The following is a 26534-nucleotide window of genomic DNA, read 5'->3' on the forward strand; positions in this document are numbered from 1 at the left end:
TGTACCCACATCGATCCGTCCCCTGCCCGCGCAGTGAAGGCGCGGCGGGCTCTCGCCGGACTGCTCACCCTCGTCGCCGCACTCTCCGCGGTCGTCGGGTGCTCGTCCGATTCCGGGAGCGACACCATCCGATTCGCGTTGGACTGGACGCCCAACACCAATCACACCGGCCTGTACGTGGCGCAGCAGGAAGGTCTGTTCGCCGATGCGGGTCTCGACGTCGAGATCCTGCCGTACAACAACGCGACCCCCGACACCCTCGTCGACGCGGGTAGCGCCGAGTTCGGAATCTCCACGCACGCCACATCGACCATCGCCAGAGCCGCCGGGTCCCGGACCGTCGCGGTCCTCGCACCGCTGCAGCACTGGGCGACGGGGATCGCCGTGCGGGCCGACAACGCCGAGATCACGCGGCCGGCGGATCTCGACGGCAAGACCTTCGCGGGCTTCGCCAACCCCGGTGAGGACGAGATGCTCGCCGAAGTGATCCGCAACGACGGTGGTCGCGGTGAGTTCGAGAACGTGACGCTCGGGACGTCGTCGTACGAGGCCGTCTACTCGTCGACCGCCGACTTCACCGTGTCGTACCTGGCATGGGAGGGTCTCGAGGCCGAGCACCGCGGCCTGCCCATGCGGTACTTCGGCTTCACCGACTACGGCTTCCCCGACGCGTACGCGATCGTCGTCGACGGCAACGAGGACTGGATGACGGAGAACCCGGAGCAGGCACGCGCTTTCGTGCAGGCGCTGCACCAGGGTTACCGGATCGCCGCCGACGACCCCGATCGTGGAGCCCGGGCTCTGCTCGAGGCGAACCCCGGGGCCTTCCCCGACGAGGAACTCGTCTACGAGAGCCAGCGCATGCTCGCCGCCGAGTACATGCGTGACGCCTCCGGCGCCGTCGGAGTCCTCGACGCCGGGAAATGGTCGGGCTATGCCCGGTTCCTGTACGAGAACGGCGTGCTGTCCGGACCCGACGGCAGCCCGTTGACGACCGAGCCGGACTGGTCGACCTATGTCACCGATGACTACCTCGAAGACCGATAGCATCGGCCGCGCACGTCGGCTCCTTCCCGCGCTGCTCATCGCCGGGGCTCTGGTCGCGATCTGGCAGTCGTACGTCGTGGTGAGCGGTGTCCGCCCGCAGGTGTTGCCCTCCCCCGCACGCGTTCTCACGCAGGGGTGGTCTCATCGCGTCGACATCGCCGGGCACGCCTGGTCCACTCTGCAGGTCACGATGGTCGGGTTCGCCGTGTCGCTGGCACTGGCGTGGGCCCTCGCGATCGTCGTAGACTTCTCGCCTTGGTTGCGGCGGGCCCTCGTGCCGTTGTTCGTGGTGTCGCAGACCCTGCCGATCATCGCGATCGCGCCGTTGATGATCATCTGGTTCGGTTTCGGACTGCTACCGAAGATCCTCGTCATCGCGCTGGTGACGTTCTTCCCCGTCGCGATCGGGCTGCTCGAAGGGTTCGCGGCGGCCGACCGGGAGGCGGGCGCGTTGCTACGCAGTATGGGCGCGTCGCGGTGGCAGCAGTTCCGTTACGTGCGCCTGCCATCCGCGCTCCCCCGCTTCTTCACCGCCCTGCGGATCGGCATCACCTACGCCGTCGTGGGTGCGGTGTTCGCCGAATACGTCGGCGCGACATCCGGTCTGGGCATCTACATGAGCACGCAGAAGAACTCGTTCCGCACCGATCTCGTGCTCGCTGCCGTAGTGGTGACCGCTGCTCTGTCACTCCTGCTGTACGCGCTGACGTTCGTCGTCGAACGGATGGTCGCGCCGTGGGCGCTCACGAGGGGTGAGAGATGAATGCGGTGACGGTGGCCTCGGTCCACAAGTCGTACGGCGACCGGGCGGTGATCGACGGCATCGACTGTGCTGTGGAGCCCGGCGAGTTCGTGTCCCTCATCGGGCCGAGTGGGTGCGGCAAGTCGACGCTGTTCTCGATCGTCGCGGGACTCGAGCAACCCGACACCGGAGAGGTTCTCGTCGGCGACTCCCCCGCGGCACCCGGGCAGGTCGCGCTGATGCCGCAGAAGGACCTGCTGTTCCCGTGGCGGACGGTGCTCGACAACTGCACACTCGGGCTCGAGGTGCAGGGTGTACAGCGATCCGACGCTCGTGCCCGCGCCCGCGAACTGCTGCCGACCTTCGGCCTGGCCGGCTTCGAGGACGCTGCCCCGCACCAACTGTCGGGCGGTATGCGTCAACGCGCGTCGCTCGCACGCACGGTGCTGCAGGGGCGCGACGTGCTCCTGCTCGACGAGCCGTTCGGCGCACTCGATTCGCTGACCCGCACCGAGATGCAACTGTGGTTGCAGCAGGTGTGGCAGCAGCATCGGTGGACGGTGCTGATGGTGACGCACGACGTCCGCGAGGCGGTGTTGCTGTCCGATCGGGTCGTCGTCCTCGGTCCGCGACCGACGCGGGTGCAGCACGAGGTGCGTGTGCACCTGCCCCGACCTCGAACCCTGGAGACGTGCGTGTCGAGCGAGTTCGTGGCGCTCGAACACGAGCTCATGGAGGTCCTGCACCGGTCACGACACGAGGAGCAGCAGAGGTTGCCCTCGGGATAGTCGCCGGCCGAACTGTTCGCCACCAGTGCATCCGCTACAAGATTCGCTATCCGCTACGGCAAATTGCTGTAGGGGATAGCGAGAGCGGTAGCGGATGCATCGGGGACGACCCCGGACCTGTGCCCCCAGTGGGACTCGAACCCACACTGTGCGGATTTTAAGTCCGCTGCCTCTGCCAATTGGGCTATAGGGGCGTGGGGATCACATTAGCGTTCACGACTGTCCACCACCGCGCCGGGGCGCGAGGTTCTTGAAGTACCGTGCGACGGGACGGCGTTCGTATCCTGTCCCCTCGTAGACGGAGGCCGGTACAGCCCGAGGACGGGAGGCCACGCCCGGAGGGAGAGATCGAGTACGTCACTTCGTCGTTCGGCCGTGCAAGGTTCGATCCTCATTGCTCCTCGACCTCCTCGGATCCGACTTCGAATGTGCTCCTCGCCCGGGCTGTAACGCACCTCGATTTCCGGCCGACATCCTGCGGGGAGACAAGTACACAGCGGACAGCCGGGTGGTGAACCGGGCACGAAGAGAAGGACCATGGATGCGCTTCACGACCGCACGCCCACTGACCGGGCGACTCGCCACCGCAGTAGCCGTCATGGCCCTGGCAGCGACGCCGAGCCTGGTGGCCGCACCCTCCGCACAGGCCGAAGGCATCGTCTACCCCGCGTCCGTGAACGACTCCTTCTACAGCACCCCCGACGACATCGCCGATCGGCAGCCCGGTGACGTCCTCGCCGCGCGCGTCCTTCCGCCGCCGCTCGGATTTCCCGGCACCGACGCCGTCCAGTTGAAGTTCCGGTCGACGAACTCCGCCGGCGAACCGCTCTCCGCAGTGACCACCGTGCTGTCCCCTCAGGGTGGGGCGCCGGGTCGTCCGCTCGTCTCGTACCAAGCCATCATCAACGCACTCGGGCTCGAATGCGCGCCGTCGACGGCGCTGTACGCACCGAACCCACTGCGAGGGATCCGGGAGTCTCCCGGCCTGCTCATCGCGATCCAGCGCGGCTGGTCGCTGGCCGTTCCCGATCATCTCGGACCGAACAGCGCCTACGGCGCCGCGAAGGTCGGCGGGCAGATCACCCTCGACGGCATCCGGGCCGCGCAACGCTACGCACCGCTCGAACTCGCCGACAGTCCGGTCGGCATCGCCGGCTACTCCGGCGGCGGGATGGCGACAGCGATGGCCGCAGCACTCGCCCCGACCTACGCGCCCGAGATCCCGATCGTCGGCTCCGCCTACGGTGGCGTCCCGATGGACATCGGCGAGATGGCCCGGGAACTCGGCGAATCCGCTCATCCCGCCTTCGGATTGGCGATGGCGGCCGCCCTCGGCCTCGAACGTGAGTACCCGGACCGCATGCCGGTCAGCGAGCAGCTCAACGGTGCGGGGCGGGAACTGCGCGACCGCATCGCCAACGCGTGCACCAACGAAATCCTGCTCGCCGGTGCCGGTCGCAGCATGGCCGACGTCGCCGACGCGGCGGCGGGCCTTGCCCTGCTCGACAGCCCGACCGTGCAGGAGGTGCTGATGGAGAACAGCGTCGAGAAGGTCGCGACGGTGCCGAATGCCCCGGTGTACGAGTGGCATTCACCGACCGACGTGCTGATTCCTCTCGATGCGATCTCCACGACGCTGCGCAGGTACTGCGACGCCGGGGTGGCGGTGCGGACCGAACTCGTGCCGAGCCCGGATCACATCACTGCCGCCGTGATCGGCTTGCCGGGTGCGCTGGACTTCCTCGACGGCCGATTCGCCGGCGTTGCGCCGTCGTCGGACTGCGGGACGGTATGAACACCGCTCGGAGCGTGACTGGACGACAATTCCGTCGGACGTTCGCGGTCGGCGGCATGTCGCTTGCCCTGCTCGCGGTTCTTCCGGGCACGGCGTCCGCGCACCACCAGGAGTTCGTTCCCCTGCCGACCACATACTCGTTGGGGCGGGACCACTCGGTACCGTGCAGCGGGCAGCTGACCGGCCACGTGTTCGCCCCGCACCATCGACCGGGAACGATCCTCATCGATCTGTCCTGGTCGACGTTCTTGGGCGGTTCGTGCACCATCACCGCATTCGTCAACCACTGGGGAAGCAAGAGGAACGGCGTACGCGCCCTCGAGCTGACGTCGGCTCCCGGCGAACCCGGACACGCTCCCAGCGGACAGATCAGTATCGACATCGGTTCCGGCGATGCGGGAATGACAGTGACCACGGACAGCCTCAACACGACCTATCTCGACCCCGCCCGGTTCACCACTCGTTTCACGGTGCCCTGACGGGATTTCCGGTCGTCACAATCGTTTCCGCTCGATCCGGCCAGGACATGCATCAGGCCCGCCTCGAATGACGAGGCGGGCCTGATGGTGTCTCGGATCCCCTGGGGGGACGGGAGATCGAATCAGATCACGGTGATACCGGTGGCCTGGGGACCCTCGGCACCCTGGCCGATCTCGAAGCGCACGCGCTGGTTCTCGTCGAGGCTGCGGTAGCCGCCCGACTGGATCTCCGAGTAGTGCGGATCAAAGAACTAGCGGGCGACGGACAGGGCGATGCCGTCGAGGATGTCGTGCTCGCTCACGACCAGCTCGGTGATGCCGGCTCGGCGGCCGAGTTCCTCGGCGAGGACCGTGGTGATGATCGAGCCGCCGCCGATGACGTCGACGCGGCCGGGATGCATCGGGCCGAGCGCCGCGCGCTTCTCGCGGGTCGCGGCGACGAGACCGTCGCACACCTCGCGCAGGCGGTCGAACGGCACCGACGACAAGTGGATCTTCTCGGAGTCGTACTCGTCGAGTTCGAGGGCGATCGCGGCGAGGGTGGTCATGGTGCCCGCGACACCCACCCAGGTGTGGGCCTGCTCGACCGGCACCCGCTCGAGCGCTTCGCGGATCTTGTCCGCCGCGACCTCCCGTGCCGCAGCGACCTGCGCGGCGGTCGGCGGGTCGTCGTGCAGGCACCGTTCGGTCAGCCGGACGCAGCCGATGTCGGTGGAGTAGGCGGCGTGCACACCGTCGGCGTCGCCGAGCACGACCTCGGTGGATCCGCCACCGAGATCGACGACGACGAAAGGCCCACGCGCGGAGTCGAGTTCGCCGACCGAACCAGCGAAGGACAGACGCGCCTCCTCGTCGCCGGTGATGACCTCTGCCTCGGCTCCGGGGATCACGGCACCGAGCACCTCGCGGGTCATCGCGAAGAAGTCCTCACGGTTGCTCGCGTCGCGCGTGGCCGAGGTGGCAACCATGCGAACGGCGGTGGCGCCGGTTTCGCGGATCAGGTCGGCGTACTCCACCAGCGCGACCCGCGTGCGTTCGATCGCCTCGGGTGCGAGACGACCGGTGGCGTCGACGCCCTGCCCGAGCCGCACGACCTTCATGAGGCGGGTGACGTCGGTGAGGGTGCCGTCCTTCGCGATGTCGGCGATCAGAAGGCGGATGGAGTTGGTGCCGCAGTCGATTCCCGCGACCCTCACTGTTCTTCTCCGCGCAGCTCGGCGTAGGTGGGCCAGTCGGCGGGGATCGCCGTGCCACGCAGACCGGCGTCGGCGGCGAGGGCTACGGATTCGTCGCCGAGCGGGTTGACGCCCGGTCCCTTCGCGAGCGAATGGGCGATCAGCACGTGCAGACACTTGACGCGTTCGGGCATGCCGCCGCCGGTGAAGTCGGTGCCGAGCGACTCGATCGCGTCGCGTTCGGCCAGGTACGACTCGTGGGCGCGCAGGTAGCCCGCAGCAAGTTCCTCGTCGGTGCCGAGGCGCTCGGTCATCTCCTTCATGACCCCGGCGGATTCCTGCCGGCTCGCTTCGGCTGTGAGGCGCGGGTCGGTGAGGTAGTACAGCGTCGGGAAGGGCGTGCCGTCGGGCAGCTTGGGCGCGGTCTTCACCACTCCGGGCGCACCGTCGGGGCAACGGTAGGCGATGGCCAGGACGCCGCGGGGTTCGCGCCCGAGCTGGGCGGCGACGGCGTCGAGGTCTTCTTGCGTGACGTGATCGGTCACCCGGGAACATCTCCTGGTTCTGGGGGTGCCACAGGCATCTGCTGGGGCACGGGTTCGGACTCGGGTTCGGGTGCCGGTTCGGACACCGACAACCACAGGTCGCTGTACCAGGCGCCGGTCGTCGGCCGCTCGGGTTCGCGTTGCTCGCGTTCGGGTGGGGCGTCGCCCGGCAGTTGTACCTGGTAGGGAATGTCGCCGGGGACGACGAACCGCAGTCGCTCGCGGGCCTGGGCGCGGACCCAGGCCGGATCCTCCATGCGGGCCTTCTGCTCTTCGAGGGCCGCGATCTCCTGTTCGAGCTGCACGCGTTCGGCGGCGAGCTGCTCGGCTTCGGAACGCTGGCTCACGTAGGTGCGCAGCGGCACCGCGAGGGTGAGCGCGAGACCGCACACGACGAGGGCGAGCACCACGGCGCGGCCGGTGGACAGGCCCAGGACGGTGCGTTCGGTGCGGGGGCGGCGGGAGTCGCGGGGGGCGCCGACCCGGGTGGGGCGGGCTCGCCCCGAACCACCGGGCCGGCCGCGGCCGGGCGACGAATGAACGGGGTCCTCGCGGCCGGCCGGCCGCGCACCCGCGTTCTCGGCCGAGTGTTCGGCCGGGGCGGTAGATCCCGTGGGCCGGACCCGGCCCGGACGCCGGACGCCCGACACACCCTCGGTGCGGGTGCGCCTCGCGCCGGGACGGGATCTACCGCGTTGACTCATGCCGGCGATCAGCCCTCGACGGAGAACCGCGGGAAGGCGAGCTCGCCGGCGTAACGAGCGACGTCACCGAGGGACTCCTCGATGCGCAGCAGCTGGTTGTACTTGGCGACACGCTCGGAGCGGGCGGGCGCGCCGGTCTTGATCTGTCCGCTGCCGACGGCGACGGCGAGATCGGCGATGGTGGTGTCCTCGGTCTCGCCGGACCGGTGGCTCATCATCGTCTTGTAGCCGTTGCGGTGTGCGAGGTCGACGGCGTCGAGGGTCTCGGTGAGGGTGCCGATCTGGTTGACCTTCACGAGCAGCGCGTTCGCGGCGCCCTTGACGATGCCGTCCTCGAGGCGCTCCGGGTTGGTGACGAACAGGTCGTCGCCGACGAGCTGGATCCTGTCGCCGATCTCCTCGGTGAGCGCGACCCAGCCCTCCCAGTCGTCCTCGCTGAGCGGATCCTCGATGGAGACCAGCGGGTACTGGCCGAGCAGCTCGGCGTAGAAGGCGCCCATCTCGGCGGCCGTGCGGTTCTGGCCCTCGAACTTGTAGCCGGTGCCCTCGGTGTAGAACTCGGTGGCCGCGACGTCCAGCGCGAGCGCGACATCGCTGCCCAGCTTCAGGCCGGTCTTGGAGATCGCCTCGCTGATCAGGTCGAGCGCGGCCTTGGTGCCCGCGACGTCGGGAGCGAAGCCGCCCTCGTCGCCGAGGCCGGTGGCCAGGCCCTTGCTCTTGAGCACGGACTTGAGGGAGTGGTAGACCTCGGCACCCCAGCGGAGGGATTCCTTGAAGGTCGGGGCGCCGATCGGGGCGACCATGAACTCCTGGACGTCGACGCCCGTGTCGGCGTGGGCGCCGCCGTTGAGGATGTTCATCATCGGAACGGGAAGGATGTGGGCGTTCGGGCCGCCGACGTAGCGGAACAGCTCGAGTCCGGACGACTCCGCGCCGGCCTTCGCGACGGCGAGCGACGCGCCGAGCAGGGCGTTCGCGCCGAGGCGGCCCTTGTCGGGGGTGCCGTCGGCGTCGAGGAGTGCCTGGTCGACGGTGCGCTGCTCGGTGGCGTCGAGGCCGATGATGGCCGGGCCGATCTCGGCGAGAACCGCCTCGACGGCCTTCTCGACACCCTTGCCGAGGTAACGCTCGCCGCCGTCACGCAGCTCGACGGCCTCGTGCTCGCCGGTGGAGGCGCCCGACGGCACTGCAGCGCGGGCGAAACTTCCGTCCTCGAGCAGCACCTCGACCTCGACCGTGGGGTTGCCACGGGAGTCGAGGATTTCGCGGGCTCCTACCTGCTCAATGATGGCCACTGGCTGATTCTCCTTCGATGGACTGTCACGCTGCGGTGTCTGCACGCTGGGGACAGCCTAACGGTCGCGACCTGCGTGTGAGGCACAGGCGCGCTCGAGGCCCGGCGCGGTGCCGTCTACGGCCGCACTCCCACGCCGTAGGCGGCGGCGCGGTCGCGGACGAGCATCAGGTATTCGGTGGAGCGGTTGTAAGCCATCAGGGCGTCCGTCCAACCCTCCGCGGTGGTCAGGTCGCCTCCGCGGTCGCACAGATAGCGGCCCGCGGTCAGGGCCGCGTCGTCGATGTTGTCGGGGTCGGCGATGCCGTCGCCGTTCGCGTCGACACCCCATCGTTCCCAGGTCTCGGGGATGAACTGCATCGGCCCGACCGCCCGGTCGAGCACCGGGTCGCCGTCGAGGCGGCCACCGTCGGTGTCGCGGATCTCGGCGTTGCCCCGGGTGCCGTCGAGCGGGACACCCCGGATGGGCGGTGAGACGCTGCCGTCGGATCCGAGGGAGGCGCCGCCGAACCGTCCGTGGCTGCTCTCCACGTTGCCGATGCCGGCGAGGGTCGTCCACGACAGGCCGCAGTCGGGGGTGCCGACGGCCAGGACGGCCGCCGCGTGCCCGTACGCCTCGAGTGCGGTGGTGGGGATGCCCAGTTCGCGGGACTGTGATTCGGCCCAGTCGGCGAGCTGCGCCGCTGTGCGGCCGGGACCGTTCACGTCGATGGGAGGAACGGGCAGACCGGGAGCCGGTGGAACGCCGTCGGGGATCTCGACGGACGGTCGCCGGGGTGAGTGCAGAGCGGACTCGACCGCCACGAAGACGACGGCGACGAGTGCACTGAGCAGGACCACCGGCCACAGCCAGCGTCGGGGTTCTCGATCGGACGGCACCCCTCCATATTCCATACGGGACGAAAACCCCATGTAGACGCACCGGCGCCGACGATCCCGCCTGATCGTCGGCGCCGGCCTCGGAGGGTGGAATCCGCGAGGGGTCGGACTCCACCGCTGTTTCGGCAGCGATGTCCCTCGATACGCGCCGTCCCCGCTGAGGACCGCCCGGATGGTGCGACGCAGGATCGACAGGTCGAGCATGAAGGTCCAGTTCTCGACGTACCGCAGATCGGCCCGTACCGACTCGTCCCAGGACAGATTGCTGCGTCCGTTGACCTGCCACAGTCCCGTCACACCCGGTTTGACGAACAACCGCCGCGCCGCGCCGTCCTCTCCGTACCGGGCGACCTCGCATTCGAGCGGTGGGCGCGGGCCGACTCCGGCACCGATGTCGTGATCGGCGATGTCGTCCTTGTGCTCGTCGGCGCCGACGACCATGCTGCGGAACTTGTACATCGTGAACGGGGTTCCGCCGCGTCCCACCCGTTGCTGACGGAAGAGGATCGGTCCTCTGCTGCCGACCTTGATCGCGACCGCGACGGCGAGCAGTGCCGGCGCGATCACCATCAGGATCAGCACCGCGAGGACCCGATCGAAGACGTTCTTCACGATCCAGGCCGGGCCACTGTAGCTGGGGGCGCTCATCTGCAACAGGGGCAGCCCCTCGAGCGGGGAGATGTGCAGGCGCGGGCCGACGACGTCCATAAGCACGGGGGCGATGAGGAGCTCGGCACCGATCTTCTCGAGGTCCCAGCCGAGTCTGCGTGTCCGCGCGTGCGGCCACCAACCGGAGGGCAGGAGTGCGACGGCCTCGAAGTTGTGCTGCTCGGCGACGGCCAGGACGATCTCGTCGGTGCCGAGGACGGGGATGTCGTCGATGGCCACCGGCAGGGAGTCGGCGCCGCGGTCGACGGCGAGGCAGATGCCGTCGACCCGCCATCCGGCGCGTCGGAGGCAGTCGGCCCGGGCGACCACCTCGTGCACCTACTCCACGTCTCCGGCCACGAGCACCGAGTGCAGATATCGACCCTCGGTGCGGGCCTTCGAGAGGTGACGGCGGAGCAGCGTCCGCCCCAACAGGGTGAGCACGAGAGCGATCAGCAGCGAACCGAACGTCCAGGACTGACCGGCCGAGGTGCCCCCATCCGTATCCGGCGACGGCCAGGGCGGCGACGGCGAAGACGTATCCGCGGGCGACCCTCCGGTACTCCTCTGTGCCGGTTCCGAGAATTCTTTCGTACCAGGCCTTCTGGATTCCGAGGGAGACGATCGCCGCAGTCGTCGAGGCGCCGATGAGAACGGGGGTACGCCACGAGTCGATCTGGTCGAAGCAGTGGTATCCGACCGTGACGACCACGTGGGCGATCACGAGCACCAACAGCTCGAAGCCGGTCACCACCGATCTGTAGAATGCGGGACTGAGTGCACGCCGGATCCTCGCCGCCGAACGGGCGACCGGCATCACGAGCGCTGCGACACTCCGCACCCTGCAACGGCGGGCCGACCGCCAGGTGGACGAACTGGTCTCCTGGCTGCGCAAGTCGGCCGCCGAACACCGACGGGTCTTCGCCTACGGCGCGGCTTCCCGGGCCGTGGCACTGTTCGCTCGTGCGGGTGTCGACCGCTCCGTCATGGAGGCCGTCGCCGACGGCTCACCGGCGAAGGCCGGACGGCGAATGCCGGGAACGGACGTCCCGATCGTCGACCTCACCGCTCTGCGCGATGCATCCCCCGATTGCATCCTGCTCACCATCCCCGATCTGCTCCCCGAAGTGCGGGCGCAGTTCCCGGAGTTCGAGGGCCGCTGGTGTATTCCACCCGACAGCCGGCACGGGGGCCGGTGGGTCGGGTGAGACACATTCAGGCGCGGTGCTCGTCTGCGGGTCCCCCGCGGTGCTCGTCTGCGGGTCCCCCGCGGTGCTCGCCGGCGGGTGCCCAGTAGCGACGCCACGCATCCTCGTCGAGCCCGCCGTGCGGAACTCCGTCGGTGTGCGCGGCCTTCTCCGCCGCCCGGATCGATCCGGCGAACGCGAGAATCGCCGATCGGAGCGTCGACTCCGTGTCGCCCGTGCCTGTGATCCGGACGACCCGCAACGTCTCGGGCACCAGGTCCTCCGGGAAACCCGCTCGCATCGCGCGTTCGATCACCTTGTCGGCCAGGGAGAGTGCGGGCTGCGCCATCGCGATCCCGTCGAGGCACGACGTGCGTGCCTTCTCCGTCTTCTTCGCGATCTCCCACGCCGCTTCCTGCTCCGCGACGTCGAGCGGACCGGTGTGCCCGTTGGTCAGGTGCGGGCTGCGCGCGGCCAGCTTGGCGACGAGCGTCGCCGCCACGTCGTCGACCGTGAACTGCCCGTTCGCCTCGGCGATCCGGGAGTGGAACAGCACCTGCAGCAGCAGGTCGCCGAGTTCTTCGCGGAGCTCGTCCGGATCACCCGACTCGACGGCGTCGAGAACCTCGTAGGTCTCCTCGATCAGATAGCGGCGCAGACTCTCGTGGGTCTGGGTGACCTCCCATCCCCCGAACGACCACAGTCTGTCCATCACGGCCGCCGCCTCGGCGAGAGCGGTGTAGTCGGTCATGCATTCACCGTCGCCGCGCTGTTCAGGTCCACCGAGCCCTGCGGCTTGCCGTCGAGGGCGAGCAGGAAGTCGGCGATGTACTGCAGCAGCGCCACGTCGCGCACCCGATCCGATCCGACCCCGCCGGTCCGCGGGATCGGCAGTTGCACGAGACCGCTCGTCGCGCGGTACTGCGCTCCCGGGTACAACCGCTTGAGCCGCATCTGCTTCGAGTCGGGCAGCTCCATCGGCGAGATCCGGATCTGGGTGCCGGTGACCGCGACCTCCTCGAGGCCGTACTCGCGGCACAGCAACCGCAACCGGCCGACGGACACGAGCCGCTGCACCTCATCGGGCAGCGGACCGTAACGGTCGACGAGTTCGTCGACGACCGTGGCGATCGCGGCGTCGTCGTTCGCGGCGGCGAGCTTGCGGTACGCCTCGAGGCGCAGCCGGTCGGATGCGACGTAGTCGGCCGGGATGTGCGCATCGACGGGAAGGTCGATCCGCACCTCCTTGGGCGCTTCGTCGGTGGTGACCGTGCGGCCGTCGGCCGCGGCCCGGTACGCCTCGACGGCCTCGCCGACGAGCCGCACGTACAGGTCGAAGCCCACCCCGGCGACGTGGCCGGACTGTTCGGCACCGAGAACGTTACCGGCGCCGCGGATCTCGAGGTCCTTCATGGCCACGGCCATACCCGCGCCGAGATCGGAATTCTGCGAGATCGTGGCGAGTCGGTCGTAGGCGGTCTCCGTCAGCGGCTTCTCCGCCGGGTACAGGAAGTACGCGTAGCCGCGCTCACGCGAACGCCCGACGCGGCCGCGCAACTGGTGCAGCTGCGACAGACCGAGCGAATCCGCACGTTCGACGATGAGCGTGTTGGCGTTCGAGATGTCGAGGCCGGTCTCGACGATCGTCGTGCACACCAGCACGTCGAACTCGCGCTGCCAGAAGCCCTGCACCGTCTTCTCGAGCGTCTCCTCGTTCATCTGCCCGTGCGCGACCGCGACCCGCGCCTCGGGGACGAGATCGCGGAGTCGCTTGGCGGCCTTGTCGATCGAGCTCACCCGGTTGTGGACGTAGAAGACCTGGCCGTCGCGCAGCAGCTCTCGGCGGATCGCCGCGGCGACCTGCTTGTCGTTGTAGGCACCCACATAGGTGAGGATCGGGTGCCGCTCCTCGGGCGGGGTGAGGATGGTCGACATCTCGCGGATCCCGGCCATGCTCATCTCGAGGGTTCGCGGGATCGGTGTGGCCGACATCGTGAGCACGTCGACGTGCGTGCGCAGCGCCTTGATGTGTTCCTTGTGCTCGACGCCGAAACGCTGCTCCTCGTCGACGATCACGAGACCGAGGTCCTTCCAGCGGATCCCGGTCTGGAGCAGGCGGTGGGTGCCGACGACGATGTCGACGGTGCCGTCGGCCATGCCCTCGGTGATCGCGCGCGAATCGGATGCGTCGGTGAACCGGCTCAGCCCCTTCACCGTCACGGGGAAAGCCGCCATCCGCTCGGTGAAGGTCTGCAGGTGCTGCTGCGCGAGCAGGGTCGTGGGGACGAGCACCGCGACCTGCTTGCCGTCCTGCACGGCCTTGAAGGCCGCACGCACCGCGATCTCGGTCTTGCCGTAGCCGACGTCGCCGATCACGACGCGGTCCATCGGCACCGCCTTCTCCATGTCGGCCTTGACCTCGGAGATCACCGTGAGCTGGTCCTGTGTCTCCGTGAAGGGGAAGGCGTCCTCCATCTCCTTCTGCCACGGCGAGTCGGGCGCGAAGGCATGGCCGGGCGAGGCCTGCCGCGCCGCGTACAGCCGCACGAGCTCGCCGGCGATCTCGCGAACCGCCTTGCGCGCCTTGCGCTTGGTGTTGGCCCAGTCGGATCCGCCGAGCTTGCTGACGGACGGCAGCTCACCGCCGACGTACCGAGAGAGCTGGTCGAGCTGCTCCATCGGCACGAACAGCTTGTCGCCGGGCTGGCCCCGCTTGCCGGGCGCGTACTCGATGACGAGATACTCGCGGCGGGCACCACCGACCGTGCGCTCGACCATCTCGACGAACTTGCCGATGCCGTGCTGGTCGTGGACGACGAAATCACCGGCGTTCAGGGCGAGCGGGTCGACCTGGTTGCGACGCTTGACTGGAGTCTTGCGGCCCTCGGTGACCACGCGGTTACCGGTGAGGTCGGCCTCGGTGACGACCACCAGCCCCGGCACCACGTTGTCGTCGTTGCCGGGGAGGACGACGCCCTCGTGCAGGCAACCGCGCATGACGCCGACCTGCCCGCGCACCGGTTCGGTGCCCGGTTCGAGCTTCGCGGCGGGGACCTCGTTCTCCTTCAGCCGCTCGAGGATGCGCTGTCCGGTGCCCGCACCGGCGACGACGATCACCGCGCGGCCCCCCGCGGTGACGTGGGCGCGCAGGTTCACGAACAGCATCGACAGCAGGTCCTCGGAGCCGCGGACCTCGGGGGCCGGCTGCACGTCGAGGACGAGTTCGGTGTCGGCACCGGAGGCGAGCGGGCTGAGCGTCCACCACGGTCTGCCCGCGGCCTGCGCGGCCTCGCGCACCTGACGCAGCGACCGGTAGGCCGACGCGCCGAGATCGAGCTTCCGGCCGTCCACCCCGTTGAGGTTCGAGGTGTCGAGCGGCGCCGCACCACCGATCGAGGCGGCCGTCCACGACGCCTCGAGGAACTCCTGCCCGGTGCGGGCGAGATCGCTCGCACGGGTGCGGACCTTCTCCGGGTCGCAGATCAGCACGTGCGCCCCGGCGGGCAGAACGTCGGTGAGCAACTGCAACTCGCCGGGCTGCAGCACCGGCAGCAACGCTTCCATGCCCTCGACGGGGATGCCGCCGGCCATCTTGTCGAGCATCTCGACGAGCGCCGCATCGGCCGGGTTGTCCTCGGCGAGCTGCGCGGCGCGGGCCTTGACCTCGTCGGTGAGCAGCAGTTCGCGGCACGGCGGCGCGACGAGCACCGGCACGTCGACCTCGGAGATCGAACGCTGGTCGGCGACGGAGAAGCAGCGAAGTTCGGTGACCTCGTCGCCCCAGAACTCGACGCGGACCGGATGGTCGGCGGTGGGCGGGAAGACGTCGAGGATGCCGCCGCGCACCGCGAACTCACCGCGCTTGCCGACCATGTCGACGCGGGTGTACGCCAGTTCGACGAGCCGCTCGACGAGTTCCTCGAAGTCGTGTTCGGTGCCGACCCGCAGCGTGACGGGGTCGATCTCGCCGAGTCCGGGAGCCATCGGCTGCACCAGCGACCGCACGGTGGCGACGACGACCCGCAGTGCGGGCCCGAGATCGCGATCGTCGGGACGCGCGAGGCGACGCAGGACGTGCAGGCGACGGCCGACCGTGTCGGCGCTCGGCGACAGGCGCTCGTGCGGCAAGGTCTCCCACGAGGGGAACTGCGTGACGCCCTCGCCGAACATCTCGGTGAGTTCGGCGGTGAGATCGTCGGCCTCACGTCCGGTGGCGGTGACCACGAGCAGAGGTGTCTTCTCGGCCAGCGCCGCCGCGACGAACGGCCGCGCGGCGGGTGGGGCGACGATCTCCTGTTCGGCGGAACCGGCGAGCTCGCCGATCCTGCGCAGTCTGTCGTCGGCCAGCGCGATCCGCGCCAATCCGGACAGTGGGACAGCGGCCGGGGGCACAGCAGACAAGGAAGGCGCTCCTGAGTGTGGGACGAGAACCTTGTCGAGTCTATTCCGCTGTTCCCCGCGCGTCACCGCGCCGGGGGCGTGAAACGCGCTACCGCGCCGGGGGCGTGAAACGCGCTACCGCGCCGGGGGCGTGAAACGCGCTACCGCGCCGGGGCGTGAAACGCGCTACCGCGCCGGGGCGTGAAACGCGCTACCGCGCCGGGGGCGCGAGGAGGTCGGCGCTGTTTGCACCGAGGTCGCGCGCGGCCCACTCGGCCAGCCGTGCGAACAGTTCGTCGTCGTCCGCCTCGCGCCGGGTGTCATCGTCGGCGAGCCAGCGACGGCGCACCATTCTCAGCAGTGCCGCGCGGGTGCGGACGGGATCGGCGTCGAGCGCGAAGGTGACGAAAGCGTCGGGTGTCCACGCTTCGATACCCGATCGTTCCAGTGCCCCGGTGAGCTCGGGGTCGGCGGTGACGACGGCGTCGGCGTGGCACAGCAGCGCCACCGAGGTCACGTGTGCCTCCCTCGGTCCCGTCACGTGCGGCACCTCGCGGAGCACGGTGGTGGGCCAGACCACCCGGGCGTCGGGGAAGGCGCGGTCGAGTTCGGCGAAGAGGAAGTCGCGGGCGGGACGCAGCAGTTCCTGCGGCAGTCGGCGGTCCACTTCCGCGATGATTCCGTCGCTCCAGAAGGGTTGGTAGAGGCCGTCTTCGGTAAGGGCGAGCGCCACATCGCGCAGGCGGGGGCGGGCGAGGACCGTCGCATCGAGCACCACTCGAACCGGCATCGTCACCCTTCGTCGAACCGTCGGAACGGACCGTACCGTGCTGCCGCGGCGGGCCGCGTCATGCTGTCAGAACGGGTCGTACAGTCCTTCGCGCCGCGTGAGATCGGCGAGTCCGTCGAGGACCGTCGCGACCACCTCCGCCTGCTGCTTCGCGAGGTCGAGGACGTCGGAGCGCAACACCCGCCGGTGCAGGCCGTGGAAGTCGGCGGAGAGTGCGCCCGTGTCGACCAGGCGCGCGACGTGCCGGCGGGAGCAGCCGAGGACGTCGGCGGCCTGGGCGATGGTGAGCAACGACGGCACGACACCGATCGTCACGGCGGTGTCGGACCCGAACCGGTCGAGCAGACCCGCCAGCGCCGCGGGGGCCTCCTCGGCGGAGAACGGCCCGAAGGTCACGACTGCAGCCGCAGACGGCGCTCCACGAACTGCCGGAAGTATTCGAGCTTGTTCGCCGGCACCAGCGCGGGCAGGATCATCTGCCACATCGCACCGGTCTGCTCTGCGAGCCGTTCGGTCGCCTTGAGAGCGTTCGCCATGATCCGGGCGCCCATCGCCTGTTCGAGCAGCAGCAGGGAGACCGCGTGGACGTCGACGTCCTCGACGAGGTCGCCCTCGTCGGCGGCCCGGGCCGCGAGCTCCTGCAGGTTGTTCTGCCAGATCTCGTAGGGCCGGTGCTCGGTGCCCTGGTAGTCGCCGATCTCGACCAGCAGCCGGAACATCGCCCGCACCACGGAATCGGTCTCGGACATGTCGACGTGCAGGACCGACAGGTCGATCAGTGTCTCGAGCGCCGGGGAACGGCGGTCCATCTTGGACTCGGCGGCGGCCTCGAAGCGGAGATAGCCGGAGTCGATCACCCCGCGCGCCAGTTCTTCCTTCGAACCGAAGTGGAAGTACAGCGCACCCTTGGTGACGCCGGCCTCCTCGATGATGTCGCCCAGGTTCGCGTCCGCGTACCCGTCGCGCACGAAGATCGTCGCTGCGCCCTGCAGCACCGATTCGCGTGTCACCTCTGCGCGTACTTGTCGTCCCACCACAGCCTGCCTTCTCACGGGTATCCCAACGATAACGCCACTTACCTGAAAGTCAGAGAGCAGACGGTCCCGGAAACGAGAGGACTATTCGGAAACCGGGGGTTCCCCGAGCTTCGGGTCCGCTTCCAGACCGATGAGGCCGTTCCAGCACAGGTTCACGAGGTGGGCCGCGACGTCCTCCTTCGACGGAGTGCGGCGGTCGAGCCACCACGTCGCAGTGGTGGCGACCATGCCGACGAGAGCCTGGGCGTAGAGCGGAGCGAACTCCGGGTTGAGCCCCCGCCGGGAGAAGTCGCCGGTCAACAGCTTCCCCACCTGACGCATCGCCTCGTTGAGCAGACTCGAATAGGTGCCTTCCTCGGCGGACATCGGCGAGTCGCGCACGAGGATGCGGAAGCCGTCGGTGCGCTCCTCTATGTAGGTGAGCAGAGCGAGCGCGGCCCGCTCGACGCGGATCCTCGACCGGTTGCGGGTGAGGCTCTCGGTGACCATCGACATCAGCACGGTCATCTCGCGGTCCACGACCACCGCGTAGAGACCTTCCTTACCGCCGAAGTGCTCGTAGACGACCGGCTTGGAGACCTGCGCCCGCTGGGCTATCTCCTCGATGGAGGTGCCCTCGTAGCCGCGCTCGGCGAACAGGGCGCGACCGATTTCGATGAGCTGTTCCCGACGCTGCGTGCCCGTCATCCGGATCCGCGGAGTGCGCTCGGTTCGCTTCTGCGACGCCTGCGACACAGGTCCTCCTTCGGCGGCGGGACGTACTCGAACGTTCGACAGCCTATCCATTCCCGATCGCGCCACCCCAGGTTCGACGTCGACGCCGTCTCGTGCGAGGATCAGGGGCGCACGCCCGCCGGTTCCGCCGCGGGGGTGTGGCAATCCGCCGTGGTGTAATCGGCAGCACCTCTGATTTTGGTTCAGATAGTTCAGGTTCGAGTCCTGGCGGCGGAGCGGGAACCGTCCCGGGGAGCCTCAGCGCTTCCCCGGTGTACGCACGGACCGGCGTACAGAAACGTGTCGAGGGAGCTACATGCAGGTGCAGACCGCGATCGTCGTGCTGGCAGCCGGAGCAGGAACAAGGATGCGGTCGAAGACACCGAAGGTGTTGCACACCCTCGGTGGACGCACGATGCTCGCTCACTCCCTGTACGCCGCCGCCGCACTCGGACCCGACCATCTCGTCACCGTCGTCGGGCACCGCCGCGAGGAGGTCTCCGCCGAGGTGAGCGCCGTCGCCGCGGATCTCGACCGCGAGATCCGGGTGACCGTCCAGGAGGAACAGCTCGGCACCGGCCACGCCGTGGAGTGCGGCCTCGGTGCCCTCCCCGACGACTTCGACGGCACGGTCGTCGTCACCGCCGGCGACGTCCCGCTGCTCCGCTCCGACACCCTGCAGGAACTGCTCGACGCGCACCTCGACACCGAACCTGCCGCCGTCACCGTCCTCACCACGACGGTGTCCGAGCCGACCGGCTACGGACGCATCGTGCGCACCACCGACGGCGACGTCGCCGGGATCGTCGAGGAGAAGGACGCCTCGCCGACGCAGCGCGCGATCCAGGAGATCAACACGGGCGTGTACGCCTTCGACGCGGCCGCGCTGCGATCCGCGCTCGGCAAGCTGAGCGCCGACAACTCGCAGGGCGAGCTGTACCTGACCGACGTCGTGAAGATCGCCCGCAACGAGGGCCACACCGTCCGCGGACTCCACACCGACGACGCGGTGCAGGTCTCCGGCGTCAACGACCGCGTCCAGCTCGCCGCACTGACCACCGAACTCAACCGGCGCCTGCTCGAGCACTGGATGCGCGAGGGTGTCACGGTGATCGACCCGGCTTCGACGTGGATCGACGTCGACGTCGTGCTCGGCGCCGACGTCACCATCCACCCGGGTGTGCAGTTGCGCGGCCGCACGGTGATCGCCGACGACGCGGAGGTCGGCCCCGACACGACGCTGACCGACGTGCAGGTCGGCGCCGGCGCCACCGTGGTGCGCACCCACGGCTCCGACGCCGTGATCGGCGCGGAGGCCACCGTCGGCCCGTTCACCTACCTGCGCCCCGGCACCGAACTCGGCGCGTGCGGCAAGCTCGGTGCCTTCGTCGAGACGAAGAACGCGCAGATCGGAGCGCATTCGAAGGTCCCCCACCTCACTTATGTCGGCGACGCGGAGATCGGCGAGCACTCCAACATCGGGGCATCGAGCGTGTTCGTCAACTACGACGGGGTGAAGAAGTACCGCACGGTCGTCGGATCGCATGTCCGGACCGGGTCGGACACTATGTTCGTCGCTCCCCTCACGGTGGGCGACGGCGCCTACACGGGCGCCGGAACAGTACTCCGTCGCGACGTTCCTCCGGGGGCGCTGGCGGTGTCGGGTACGCCACAGCGCAATATTGACGGGTGGGTCCAGCGAAATCGCGCCGGTACCCCCGCTGCCGAGGCAGCATCGAGAGCACAGCAGCCGCACGACCACGATCGCCAGAAGGACGGCCAGAACCAGTGACCAATTGGATCGACAACCAGAAGAACTTGATGCTCTTCTCCGGCCGGGCCCATCCCGAGCTGGCAGAGCAGGTCGCGAAGGAACTGGGCGTCCCCCTCACCCCGCAGACGGCACGGGACTTCGCGAACGGTGAGACGTTCGTGCGTTTCGAGGAGTCGGTGCGCGGTTCGGATGCCTTCGTGCTGCAGAGCCATCCGTTCCCGCTGAACCAGTGGGTCATGGAGCAGCTCATCATGATCGACGCGCTCAAGCGTGGTTCGGCCAAGCGCATCACCGCGATCCTGCCGTTCTACCCCTACGCCCGTCAGGACAAGAAGCACCGCGGCCGCGAGCCCATCTCCGCCCGCCTGATCGCCGATCTGCTCAAGACCGCCGGCGCCGACCGCATCATCACGGTCGACCTGCACACCGATCAGATCCAGGGCTTCTTCGACGGTCCGGTCGACCACATGCACGCACAGGGCCAGCTCGCCGAGTACATCCGCGGCAAGTACGGCGTCGAGAACATCGCCGTGGTCTCCCCCGACTCCGGTCGCGTGCGGGTGGCCGAGAAGTGGGCCGACACCCTCGGTGGCGCGCCGCTGGCGTTCATCCACAAGACCCGCGACCCGCTGGTGCCCAACCAGGTCAAGTCGAACCGCGTGGTCGGTGAGGTCGACGGCCGCACCTGCATCCTGATCGACGACATGATCGACACCGGTGGCACCATCGCCGGCGCCGTGAAGATCCTCAAGGAGGCCGGCGCGGGCGACGTCATCATCGCCGCCACCCACGGTGTGCTCTCCGACCCGGCCGCCGAGCGCCTCGCTTCGTGCGGCGCCAAGGAGGTCATCGTCACCAACACGTTGCCGATCCCGCCGGAGAAGCAGTTCGACTGCCTCACCGTGCTGTCGATCGCTCCGCTGCTCGCGCAGACGATCCGCGAGGTCTTCGAGAACGGCTCGGTCACCTCGCTGTTCAACGGGGTCGCCTGACCTTCCGCTCGACGACGGGGCAGACTTGTCCGCGTGTTCACCGGATTTCCCGTCGCGGCCCTCGACTTCTACGACGATCTCGAGGCCGACAACAGCAAAGCATTCTGGGCCGCGCACAAGGCCGTCTACGACGACTGCGTGCGCGGCCCGATGCTTGCCCTACTTGCGGAACTCGAGGAGGAGTTCGGGGAGGGCAAGGCCTTCCGCCCGTACCGCGACGTGCGGTTCAGCAAGGACAAGCTGCCGTACAAGACCCACCAGGGCGGATTCGCCTCCGTCGCGCAGAGCGTCGGCTACTACGTCGAGATCAACGCCGCCGGGTTGCGGGTCGCCGCCGGCCTGTTCCACGGCTCGTCCGATCAGATCGCCGGTTACCGGACCGGGGTCGATCACGACCGTCGCGGCCCCGAGCTCGGGAGGATCGTGCGCAAGCTCGAACGCGCGGGATACGAGATCGGCGGCGACAGGTTGAAGTCCCGGCCGCGCGGCGTGGACGTCGATCATCCCCGCATCGAACTCATGCGTCACCGGTCGCTGTGGGCCGGTTGCACCGAGATCTCCCCGCCGTGGATCGACAGTCCGCGCACCCTCGAGGAGGTGCGTTCGGCGTGGCGTGAGTTCCGGCCGCTGGTGCGCTGGCTCACCGCTGCTACCACAACGTGATCCGGCAGACCGGGTGGTATGGAAATGCTGTGTGGCGCAATGGTTTGAAGGACGCGCCGGGACGGGGATGATCTTCGTCACGCCGCGTGAAATCGTCGCAGGTCGTGCGAGACCCCCCTCCCCTGCGTAACTCGGCTTTCACCTAAAGTGGCACCTCGTGACCGACGCGCAAACTCTCGAAGCCCCTACGGAAAACGCGACAATCCGAACGGTCCGACGATGGTCGCCGGGTGCGTGCGTCTGGTGCGGCGACACCGACTCTGTCGAGGTCTTCCGCAACGAACCTCGCTGTGCCACATGCCGTAAGCACGAAGCCGTCATCGACGAGGCCCGCAAGTTCATGGGCATGTACGGCCTGCGCCCCATCGGCGGCACCCTGCAGTCCGACGACGAGGAGGAATACGAGCACCGCCTCGCCGCCCGCGAGGCCCGCCGCGCCCTCAACGACATCCGTCTCGCCGAGCAGCCCGACCCGGCGCTCGTGCGCAAGGCCTTGCGTCCCCGCGCCGCCGCGATCACGGAGGGCCACACCGGTTCCTCCGCGCAGACGTCGACGCGTCCGGCCTCCGCGACCCGCAGCTCGTCCGCTTCGGCCAAGCCGGCGAAGTCCGCGGCTCCGGTCCGGACGGGCGCCGTGGACGTCGAGGAGATCCAGACCCGGGCCCTCGCGCTGCTCGATCAGCTCTCCGCGATCGACGCGCAGCTCGCGCTCGTCGCCGAGCAGAACGGCCTCGCCGCCCGCGCCCGCCGCAGCGATCTGGAGAAGCAGAAGGCGACGATCCTGCGCACCCTCGCCGCACTCGAGAAGGCACGTCTGAGCGCATCCGGCAGCTAGTCGCCGGCTCACACCACCGCAGCCCCGTCCCGCTCCGTCGAGTCCGCTCGACGGTCCGGTGCCGGGGCTGCCGTCGTTACCGCACGTCACGACGGTTGTCGTTACCGCACCTCACGACTACGGACCAGGTAGTCTGTGATCGACCAAGAGCCTGTCGGGGGCACTGCTCGGGCCTTCCCGCCTGTGCAGATCCGGGCTGAAGCCTTCCGAAGGAGTGCGCGTGAGTGTTTCCGACTCCCCTCGCGTCGGTGCACCCGCGTGGCGTTCCTTGTCCTCGGCTCTGGCGCGACCCCGATTGTTCGCGTGTCTCGACCGGTGCTCCACGCTGACGGTGATCGACGCTCCCTCGGGTTTCGGCAAGCGGACGCTCGCCGCGGGATGGCTCCATCGGGGCGGCGCACCCGACCACACGATCGTCTGGGTTCCCGAACTCACGGCGTCCGGCGACGGCGACCTGCCCGAGCATGTGCTCGCGGTCCTCGCCGATCACCCGGCCGTCGAGGTCGCCGGCGACGGTCCCGACGATTCCCCGTTCGAGCGCGTGGTCCGTACCTTCCGCGATCTGGGGTCGCCCTGCCTGCTCGTGCTCGCCTGTGTGTCGCCGCAGAACTCGGCCGAGGTGCTCGAAGCAACCCTTCGGCTGCTCGACCGGTGCCCCCTGCTCGATGCGATCGTCTGCCTGCCGGGAAACAGCACCGACATGACCGAGGTCGTCCTCCGCGGGATCGACTCCACGTACGTCCCGGCGGCCGATCTCGCGTTCACCATCGAGGAGACGACGACGCTGTTGCGCGACGCCGGACCGGAGCGCTCCGACAGCGAGTGCGAGGTCGTGTGTCGCGTGCTCGGTGGTGTGCCCACCCTGGTCTCGGCGGCCGCGGCCGTCGCCCGGAGCCGGCCCCAGCGCCTGATCGACTCCCGTGGACTGCCGACCCCGGCCTTGGCCCGCCTCGTGCGGACGTATGTGGAGAGCCTGCTCGACGAACTCGACGACGCGCACCGCGAGTTCGCGTTCTCGGTCGCCGCTGCCCACAGCGTCACCGCCGAGCGGGCGGCCGAACTGACGGGCGCGGCGGACCCCGAGGCCGCACTCGCGACGCTCGCCGCGGCCGGCCTCCTGATGGATTCGCCCTTCGACGATCCCCGGACGTGGCGGTGGCCCGACGCCGTCCGCTCGTGCGTGCTCGACATCTCCCGTCGAGAGCAACCCGGACGTGTCGACGCCCTGCTCGTCGAACTCGCCCGGGCCCATCGCGACGCCGGCAGGCCCGCCGAGGCGTCGATCTATGCCGTCGAGGCCGGCGACTGGGAGACCGCCGTGGCGATCGTCGAGGAATCCTGGGCGCGCATGGTCGACAGTTCTTTCGACGTTCTCGTCAAGGTGCTTCGGCAGATCCCCGACCAGGAGCTCGGCGACCATCCGTCGGTCCAGGCAGGTCGCGCGCTGTTCACACAGATGCTCGACGAACATTCGATCCTGCACGCCTCCCTGCCCGCGGATCCCGACGAACTCACCGAGCTCGGGAAGACACCCGGCGCCGCGCAGGCCCTCTACGTCGCGACGGTGCAGACCCTGACCCTGCGGGTCTCGGGCGAATTCGGTGAGGCCGCGCGGTTGACGCTGCTGTTGCGTCCGCTCGTCGATTCGATCCTCGAACACCGGCCCGACGATCTCGGTCCGCAACTGCCGCTGCTGCGCGTGCAGTGGGCGATCACGCTCCAGCTCGCCGGATATCTGACCGAGTCCACCACCGTCTTCCGCCGCGCCTACCGCGGTGCGTACGCCGTGAACATCGCCTTCGTCATCCAGAACGCCGCGGGCAGCTCGGCGCTGAACTGGGCGGTGACGGGCGACAATCCGCGCGCCCGGGAATGGCTGCGCATCGAGAGCAACGCCGAGCCCACCGAGGGTCGCTGGGGCGAGATGGTCAAGGTGGGTGGTCGCGTGGCGTCCGCGCTCGTCCACCTCGACTCGCTCGAGCTCGACCGTGCCGTCGGATATCTCGACGAGCTCGGTGTCCCGCGGGTTTCGGAGGAACTCTGGGGATTCGTCGCCTACGGCCGGGCCTACTACAACCTGGCGGCGGGCAACGCCTACGACGGACTCACCGAACTGCACCGGCTCATCGCTTCACACCACGATCTGTTCGACCGCGGCGCGTTCTCGCGCATCCTGCTCGGGGCCGCCGAGATCGACCTGCAGCTGGCGCTCGGCAACGGCAACCTCGCGCGCGCCCTCGCCGAGGAGTCGCCGCAGACCCATCCGATGCTCGTGGTGACGAACGCGCGTGTCGAACTGTTCACCGGTCATCCGGAGATCGCGCTCAAGAAGCTCAAGCGTGTTCCGTGGACGGAGTGCGGCTTCCCGCGCGCACATGTCGAGGCGTTGCTCATCGAGGCGAGCGCCCACCTCGATCTCGACAAGAAGGACGCCGCGGTCCGCAGCTGGCAGCGGGCCTGCACGCTCGCCGAGGCCCTCGGCAACCGCCGCGCCTTCACCACTCTGGCCGAGGGTGTCGCCGGGCGTCTCGCGGAGCCCGGCGGTCTCACCGTCCCGGACGAGGCGATCGGGTCCGTCTTCACCGAACCGGTCACCCATGTCGAACTGTCCCGGCGGGAGACAGACGTGCTGGAGTTGCTGGCGCTGGGATCGACGCACGCCGACATCGCGAAGAAGTTGTTCGTCTCGCACAACACGATCAAGACCCAGTTGCGCAGCATCTACCGCAAGCTCGGCGTGCACACGCGGGTGGAAGCCATCGGCCGGGCGCGCGATCTCAGGCTGCTGCCGGTCCGCCGGTCGCTGTAGCCGAACGCGCACGCATCCGGGCGGTGAGCCGAAGATCGAGCGCCCACACGACACCCGCGAGCGCCGCCAGTCCGACACCGAGCACACACACCGCGGTCCACCCGCCGGCGCTCCACGCCATCGTGCCGAGCGCCGAACCGGACGCCGCACCGATGAAGTAGCCCGTCATGTAGACGGAATTGACGCGCGAGCGGGCGTCGGGGTCGAGGGCGTACACGATGTTCTGGTTGGTGATGTGCACGAGGTTGAGCGCGAGGTCGACGACGAGCATCCCGACGACGAACCACACCAGCGAGCTCGCACCCGCCGCGAGCGCCGCCCACGACGCGATCAGCGTGAACACTCCCACCGCCGTCGTCGGCGGTCCGTAACCGCGGTCGACGAGCCGGCCCGCCGCGGTCGCGGCGAACGCACCGGCCACCCCGGCCAGCCCGACGAGCCCGATCTGCAGGTCGTCGAGGCCGAAGGGCGGGTCGGACAGCAGGAACGCCATCGTCGAGAACAACGCGCCCACCGAGGCGAAACCCAGCCCGCCGAGCAGGGTCCGGGTGCGCAGGCGAGGATGCGTGGCGATCAACGTCCGGAGTGATCGCAGCGTGCTTCCGTAACCCTGACGGACCACCGGTGGCGTCGCCGGCAGCACCCGCCACAACGCGAGCGCCACGATCACCATCGCGACCGCGCTCACCCGGTAGACCGTCGTCCAACTGTCGCCGAGTTCGGCGAGGATGCCCGCGACGCTCCGGGCCACGAGGATCCCGACGAGCAGCCCGCTCATCACGGTGCCGACCGCGCGACCCCGCGATTCCGGCGTCGCGAGGGTCGCGGCGAACGGCACCAGCACCTGCGCGGCCACCGAGAACAGACCGGCGACAGCGGTGCCCACCACGAGCACCCCGATGTTCGGCGCGAATCCGCTCAGCCCCTGCCCCGCCGCCGCGGCCAGCATGAGCATCACCGCCAGCCGCCGCTGCGGGAACATGTCGCCGAGCGGCACGAGGAACAGCAGGCCGAGAGCATAGGCGACCTGCGCGACCGTCACGGTGGAGGCGGCGGCCGATCGGGAGGTGTCCAGTGCTTCGGCGATCGAGTCGAGCAGCGGTTGGTTGAAGTAGTTGCCACCCACGCACAGACCCGTCGCCACGGCCATGAGCAACAGGACCGGGGTCGTCAGGACGGGACGGGAGGACGCCATGTCCTCCAGCGTCCCGTGTGGGCGCGGCGGAAGTCGAATCGGCTCGTCGGCCGCCTTTCGAG

23 protein-coding genes, 2 tRNA genes and 2 pseudogenes are annotated in these 26534 nt (G+C 69.1%); 12 read left to right on the forward strand and 15 right to left on the reverse strand.

Going from position 1 to position 26534, the window contains the following annotated elements:
- Positions 1–33: 33 nt before the first annotated feature.
- Genes M3330_RS06180 through M3330_RS06190 form a run of 3 tightly spaced genes read left to right on the forward strand, consistent with a single transcriptional unit; the run spans position 34 to position 2577 of the window.
- Complete coding sequence (locus M3330_RS06180) at positions 34–1047, forward strand: ABC transporter substrate-binding protein (RefSeq protein ID WP_255028846.1); 1014 nt, start codon at positions 34–36, stop codon at positions 1045–1047.
- Positions 1025–1810 carry an ABC transporter permease gene (locus tag M3330_RS06185; protein ID WP_019288745.1) on the forward strand — a complete coding sequence of 262 codons (786 nt, stop codon included), beginning with the start codon at positions 1025–1027 and terminating at the stop codon, positions 1808–1810. The genes M3330_RS06180 and M3330_RS06185 overlap by 23 nt, the downstream gene beginning before the upstream one ends.
- Positions 1807–2577 carry an ABC transporter ATP-binding protein gene (locus M3330_RS06190; protein WP_006553864.1) on the forward strand — a complete coding sequence of 257 codons (771 nt, stop codon included), beginning with the start codon at positions 1807–1809 and terminating at the stop codon, positions 2575–2577. The genes M3330_RS06185 and M3330_RS06190 overlap by 4 nt, the downstream gene beginning before the upstream one ends.
- Positions 2578–2697: 120 nt before the next feature.
- Here the strand turns inward: M3330_RS06190 and M3330_RS06195 are convergent.
- Positions 2698–2771: transfer RNA gene (locus M3330_RS06195), tRNA-Leu, on the reverse strand.
- A 347-nt stretch (positions 2772–3118) separates the two neighbouring features.
- Here M3330_RS06195 and M3330_RS06200 point away from each other — a divergent pair.
- Together M3330_RS06200 and M3330_RS06205 are read left to right on the forward strand one after the other, a co-directional pair.
- A complete protein-coding gene (locus tag M3330_RS06200; protein WP_255027660.1) occupies positions 3119–4372 on the forward strand; it encodes a lipase family protein in 1254 nt (417 codons plus the stop codon).
- A 14-nt stretch (positions 4373–4386) separates the two neighbouring features.
- Positions 4387–4851 (forward strand): hypothetical protein, encoded by a 465-nt coding sequence (locus tag M3330_RS06205; RefSeq protein ID WP_039584604.1) that lies wholly within the window; start codon positions 4387–4389, stop codon positions 4849–4851.
- A 122-nt stretch (positions 4852–4973) separates the two neighbouring features.
- Here the strand turns inward: M3330_RS06205 and M3330_RS06210 are convergent.
- The 7 genes and pseudogenes from M3330_RS06210 to M3330_RS06240 all read right to left on the reverse strand — a co-directional run.
- Positions 4974–5090: pseudogene (locus tag M3330_RS06210) on the reverse strand (cold shock domain-containing protein); the annotation flags it as partial.
- Between the two features lie 12 nt (positions 5091–5102).
- Positions 5103–6047: a Ppx/GppA phosphatase family protein gene (locus M3330_RS06215; RefSeq protein WP_006553861.1), complete on the reverse strand. Its 945-nt coding sequence runs from the start codon at positions 6045–6047 to the stop codon at positions 5103–5105.
- Complete coding sequence (locus M3330_RS06220) at positions 6044–6571, reverse strand: DUF501 domain-containing protein (protein WP_006553860.1); 528 nt, start codon at positions 6569–6571, stop codon at positions 6044–6046. The genes M3330_RS06215 and M3330_RS06220 overlap by 4 nt, the downstream gene beginning before the upstream one ends.
- On the reverse strand, positions 6568–7275 hold the full coding sequence (locus M3330_RS06225) for a septum formation initiator family protein (RefSeq protein WP_071934506.1): 708 nt from the start codon (positions 7273–7275) through the stop codon (positions 6568–6570). Before M3330_RS06225 ends, M3330_RS06220 begins: the two co-directional genes overlap by 4 nt.
- A gap of 8 nt (positions 7276–7283) precedes the next feature.
- A complete protein-coding gene (eno, locus tag M3330_RS06230; protein ID WP_006553858.1) occupies positions 7284–8570 on the reverse strand; it encodes a phosphopyruvate hydratase in 1287 nt (428 codons plus the stop codon).
- Positions 8571–8686: 116 nt separating this feature from the next.
- Positions 8687–9409: a lytic transglycosylase domain-containing protein gene (locus M3330_RS06235; protein WP_369683119.1), complete on the reverse strand. Its 723-nt coding sequence runs from the start codon at positions 9407–9409 to the stop codon at positions 8687–8689.
- A gap of 258 nt (positions 9410–9667) precedes the next feature.
- A pseudogene (locus M3330_RS06240) lies at positions 9668–10156 on the reverse strand (sugar transferase); the annotation flags it as partial.
- 782 nt (positions 10157–10938) lie between these two features.
- Here M3330_RS06240 and M3330_RS06245 point away from each other — a divergent pair.
- A complete protein-coding gene (locus tag M3330_RS06245; protein WP_232238153.1) occupies positions 10939–11304 on the forward strand; it encodes a hypothetical protein in 366 nt (121 codons plus the stop codon).
- A 7-nt stretch (positions 11305–11311) separates the two neighbouring features.
- Here the strand turns inward: M3330_RS06245 and M3330_RS06250 are convergent, their stop codons facing one another.
- From M3330_RS06250 to M3330_RS06275, 6 genes are all read right to left on the reverse strand, one after another.
- A complete protein-coding gene (locus tag M3330_RS06250; RefSeq protein ID WP_006553854.1) occupies positions 11312–12034 on the reverse strand; it encodes a MazG family protein in 723 nt (240 codons plus the stop codon).
- Positions 12031–15684, reverse strand: a complete 3654-nt coding sequence (mfd, locus tag M3330_RS06255; RefSeq protein WP_039584578.1) for a transcription-repair coupling factor — start codon at positions 15682–15684, stop codon at positions 12031–12033. Before mfd ends, M3330_RS06250 begins: the two co-directional genes overlap by 4 nt.
- 190 nt (positions 15685–15874) lie before the next feature.
- Positions 15875–16453, reverse strand: a complete 579-nt coding sequence (locus M3330_RS06260; protein ID WP_039584602.1) for a PIN domain-containing protein — start codon at positions 16451–16453, stop codon at positions 15875–15877.
- 66 nt (positions 16454–16519) lie between these two features.
- On the reverse strand, positions 16520–16849 hold the full coding sequence (locus M3330_RS06265) for a helix-turn-helix domain-containing protein (protein ID WP_255027661.1): 330 nt from the start codon (positions 16847–16849) through the stop codon (positions 16520–16522).
- Positions 16846–17463 (reverse strand): ScbR family autoregulator-binding transcription factor, encoded by a 618-nt coding sequence (locus M3330_RS06270; RefSeq protein ID WP_006553850.1) that lies wholly within the window; start codon positions 17461–17463, stop codon positions 16846–16848. The genes M3330_RS06265 and M3330_RS06270 overlap by 4 nt, the downstream gene beginning before the upstream one ends.
- Before the next feature lie 108 nt (positions 17464–17571).
- On the reverse strand, positions 17572–18177 hold the full coding sequence (locus tag M3330_RS06275; protein ID WP_024103232.1) for a TetR/AcrR family transcriptional regulator: 606 nt from the start codon (positions 18175–18177) through the stop codon (positions 17572–17574).
- Between the two features lie 192 nt (positions 18178–18369).
- On the opposite strand from M3330_RS06275, the gene M3330_RS06280 reads away from it, so the two are divergent.
- The 6 genes from M3330_RS06280 to M3330_RS06305 all read left to right on the forward strand — a co-directional run bounded on the left by M3330_RS06280 (position 18370) and on the right by M3330_RS06305 (position 25277).
- Positions 18370–18441: transfer RNA gene (locus tag M3330_RS06280), tRNA-Gln, on the forward strand.
- A 79-nt stretch (positions 18442–18520) separates the two neighbouring features.
- On the forward strand, positions 18521–19996 hold the full coding sequence (glmU, locus tag M3330_RS06285) for a bifunctional UDP-N-acetylglucosamine diphosphorylase/glucosamine-1-phosphate N-acetyltransferase GlmU (RefSeq protein ID WP_033098261.1): 1476 nt from the start codon (positions 18521–18523) through the stop codon (positions 19994–19996).
- 29 nt (positions 19997–20025) lie between these two features.
- Complete coding sequence (locus tag M3330_RS06290) at positions 20026–20970, forward strand: ribose-phosphate diphosphokinase (protein WP_050993446.1); 945 nt, start codon at positions 20026–20028, stop codon at positions 20968–20970.
- 33 nt (positions 20971–21003) lie between these two features.
- Positions 21004–21633: a DUF2461 domain-containing protein gene (locus tag M3330_RS06295; protein WP_255027662.1), complete on the forward strand. Its 630-nt coding sequence runs from the start codon at positions 21004–21006 to the stop codon at positions 21631–21633.
- A 157-nt stretch (positions 21634–21790) separates the two neighbouring features.
- A complete protein-coding gene (locus M3330_RS06300) occupies positions 21791–22468 on the forward strand; it encodes a hypothetical protein (protein WP_006553845.1) in 678 nt (225 codons plus the stop codon).
- A gap of 220 nt (positions 22469–22688) precedes the next feature.
- Positions 22689–25277: a LuxR C-terminal-related transcriptional regulator gene (locus tag M3330_RS06305; RefSeq protein ID WP_255027663.1), complete on the forward strand. Its 2589-nt coding sequence runs from the start codon at positions 22689–22691 to the stop codon at positions 25275–25277.
- Here M3330_RS06305 and M3330_RS06310 read toward each other — a convergent pair.
- Positions 25246–26472, reverse strand: coding sequence for an MFS transporter (locus M3330_RS06310; protein ID WP_033098257.1), 1227 nt, complete (start codon positions 26470–26472; stop codon positions 25246–25248). The genes M3330_RS06305 and M3330_RS06310 overlap by 32 nt on opposite strands.
- Between the last annotated feature and the right edge of the window lie 62 nt (positions 26473–26534).

The sequence above is a fragment of the Rhodococcus sp. GA1 genome (assembly GCF_024321955.1).
Taxonomy (GTDB): Bacteria; Actinomycetota; Actinomycetes; order Mycobacteriales; family Mycobacteriaceae; genus Rhodococcus; species Rhodococcus pyridinivorans.

Excerpts from the sequence above, each read along its gene's own strand:
- M3330_RS06185 (WP_019288745.1), top strand. The coding sequence starts at position 1,025 with ATGACTACCTCGAAGACCGATAGCATCGGCCGCGCACGTCGGCTCCTT.
- M3330_RS06190 (WP_006553864.1), top strand. The coding sequence starts at position 1,807 with ATGAATGCGGTGACGGTGGCCTCGGTCCACAAGTCGTACGGCGACCGG.
- M3330_RS06200 (WP_255027660.1), top strand. The coding sequence starts at position 3,119 with ATGCGCTTCACGACCGCACGCCCACTGACCGGGCGACTCGCCACCGCA.
- M3330_RS06225 (WP_071934506.1), bottom strand. The coding sequence starts at position 7,275 with ATGAGTCAACGCGGTAGATCCCGTCCCGGCGCGAGGCGCACCCGCACC.
- M3330_RS06250 (WP_006553854.1), bottom strand. The coding sequence starts at position 12,034 with ATGACCGACTACACCGCTCTCGCCGAGGCGGCGGCCGTGATGGACAGA.
- M3330_RS06260 (WP_039584602.1), bottom strand. The coding sequence starts at position 16,453 with ATGCCGGTTCGAGTGGTGCTCGATGCGACGGTCCTCGCCCGCCCCCGC.
- M3330_RS06275 (WP_024103232.1), bottom strand. The coding sequence starts at position 18,177 with ATGACGGGCACGCAGCGTCGGGAACAGCTCATCGAAATCGGTCGCGCC.
- glmU (WP_033098261.1), top strand. The coding sequence starts at position 18,521 with ATGCAGGTGCAGACCGCGATCGTCGTGCTGGCAGCCGGAGCAGGAACA.
- M3330_RS06290 (WP_050993446.1), top strand. The coding sequence starts at position 20,026 with ATGCTCTTCTCCGGCCGGGCCCATCCCGAGCTGGCAGAGCAGGTCGCG.
- M3330_RS06310 (WP_033098257.1), bottom strand. The coding sequence starts at position 26,472 with ATGGCGTCCTCCCGTCCCGTCCTGACGACCCCGGTCCTGTTGCTCATG.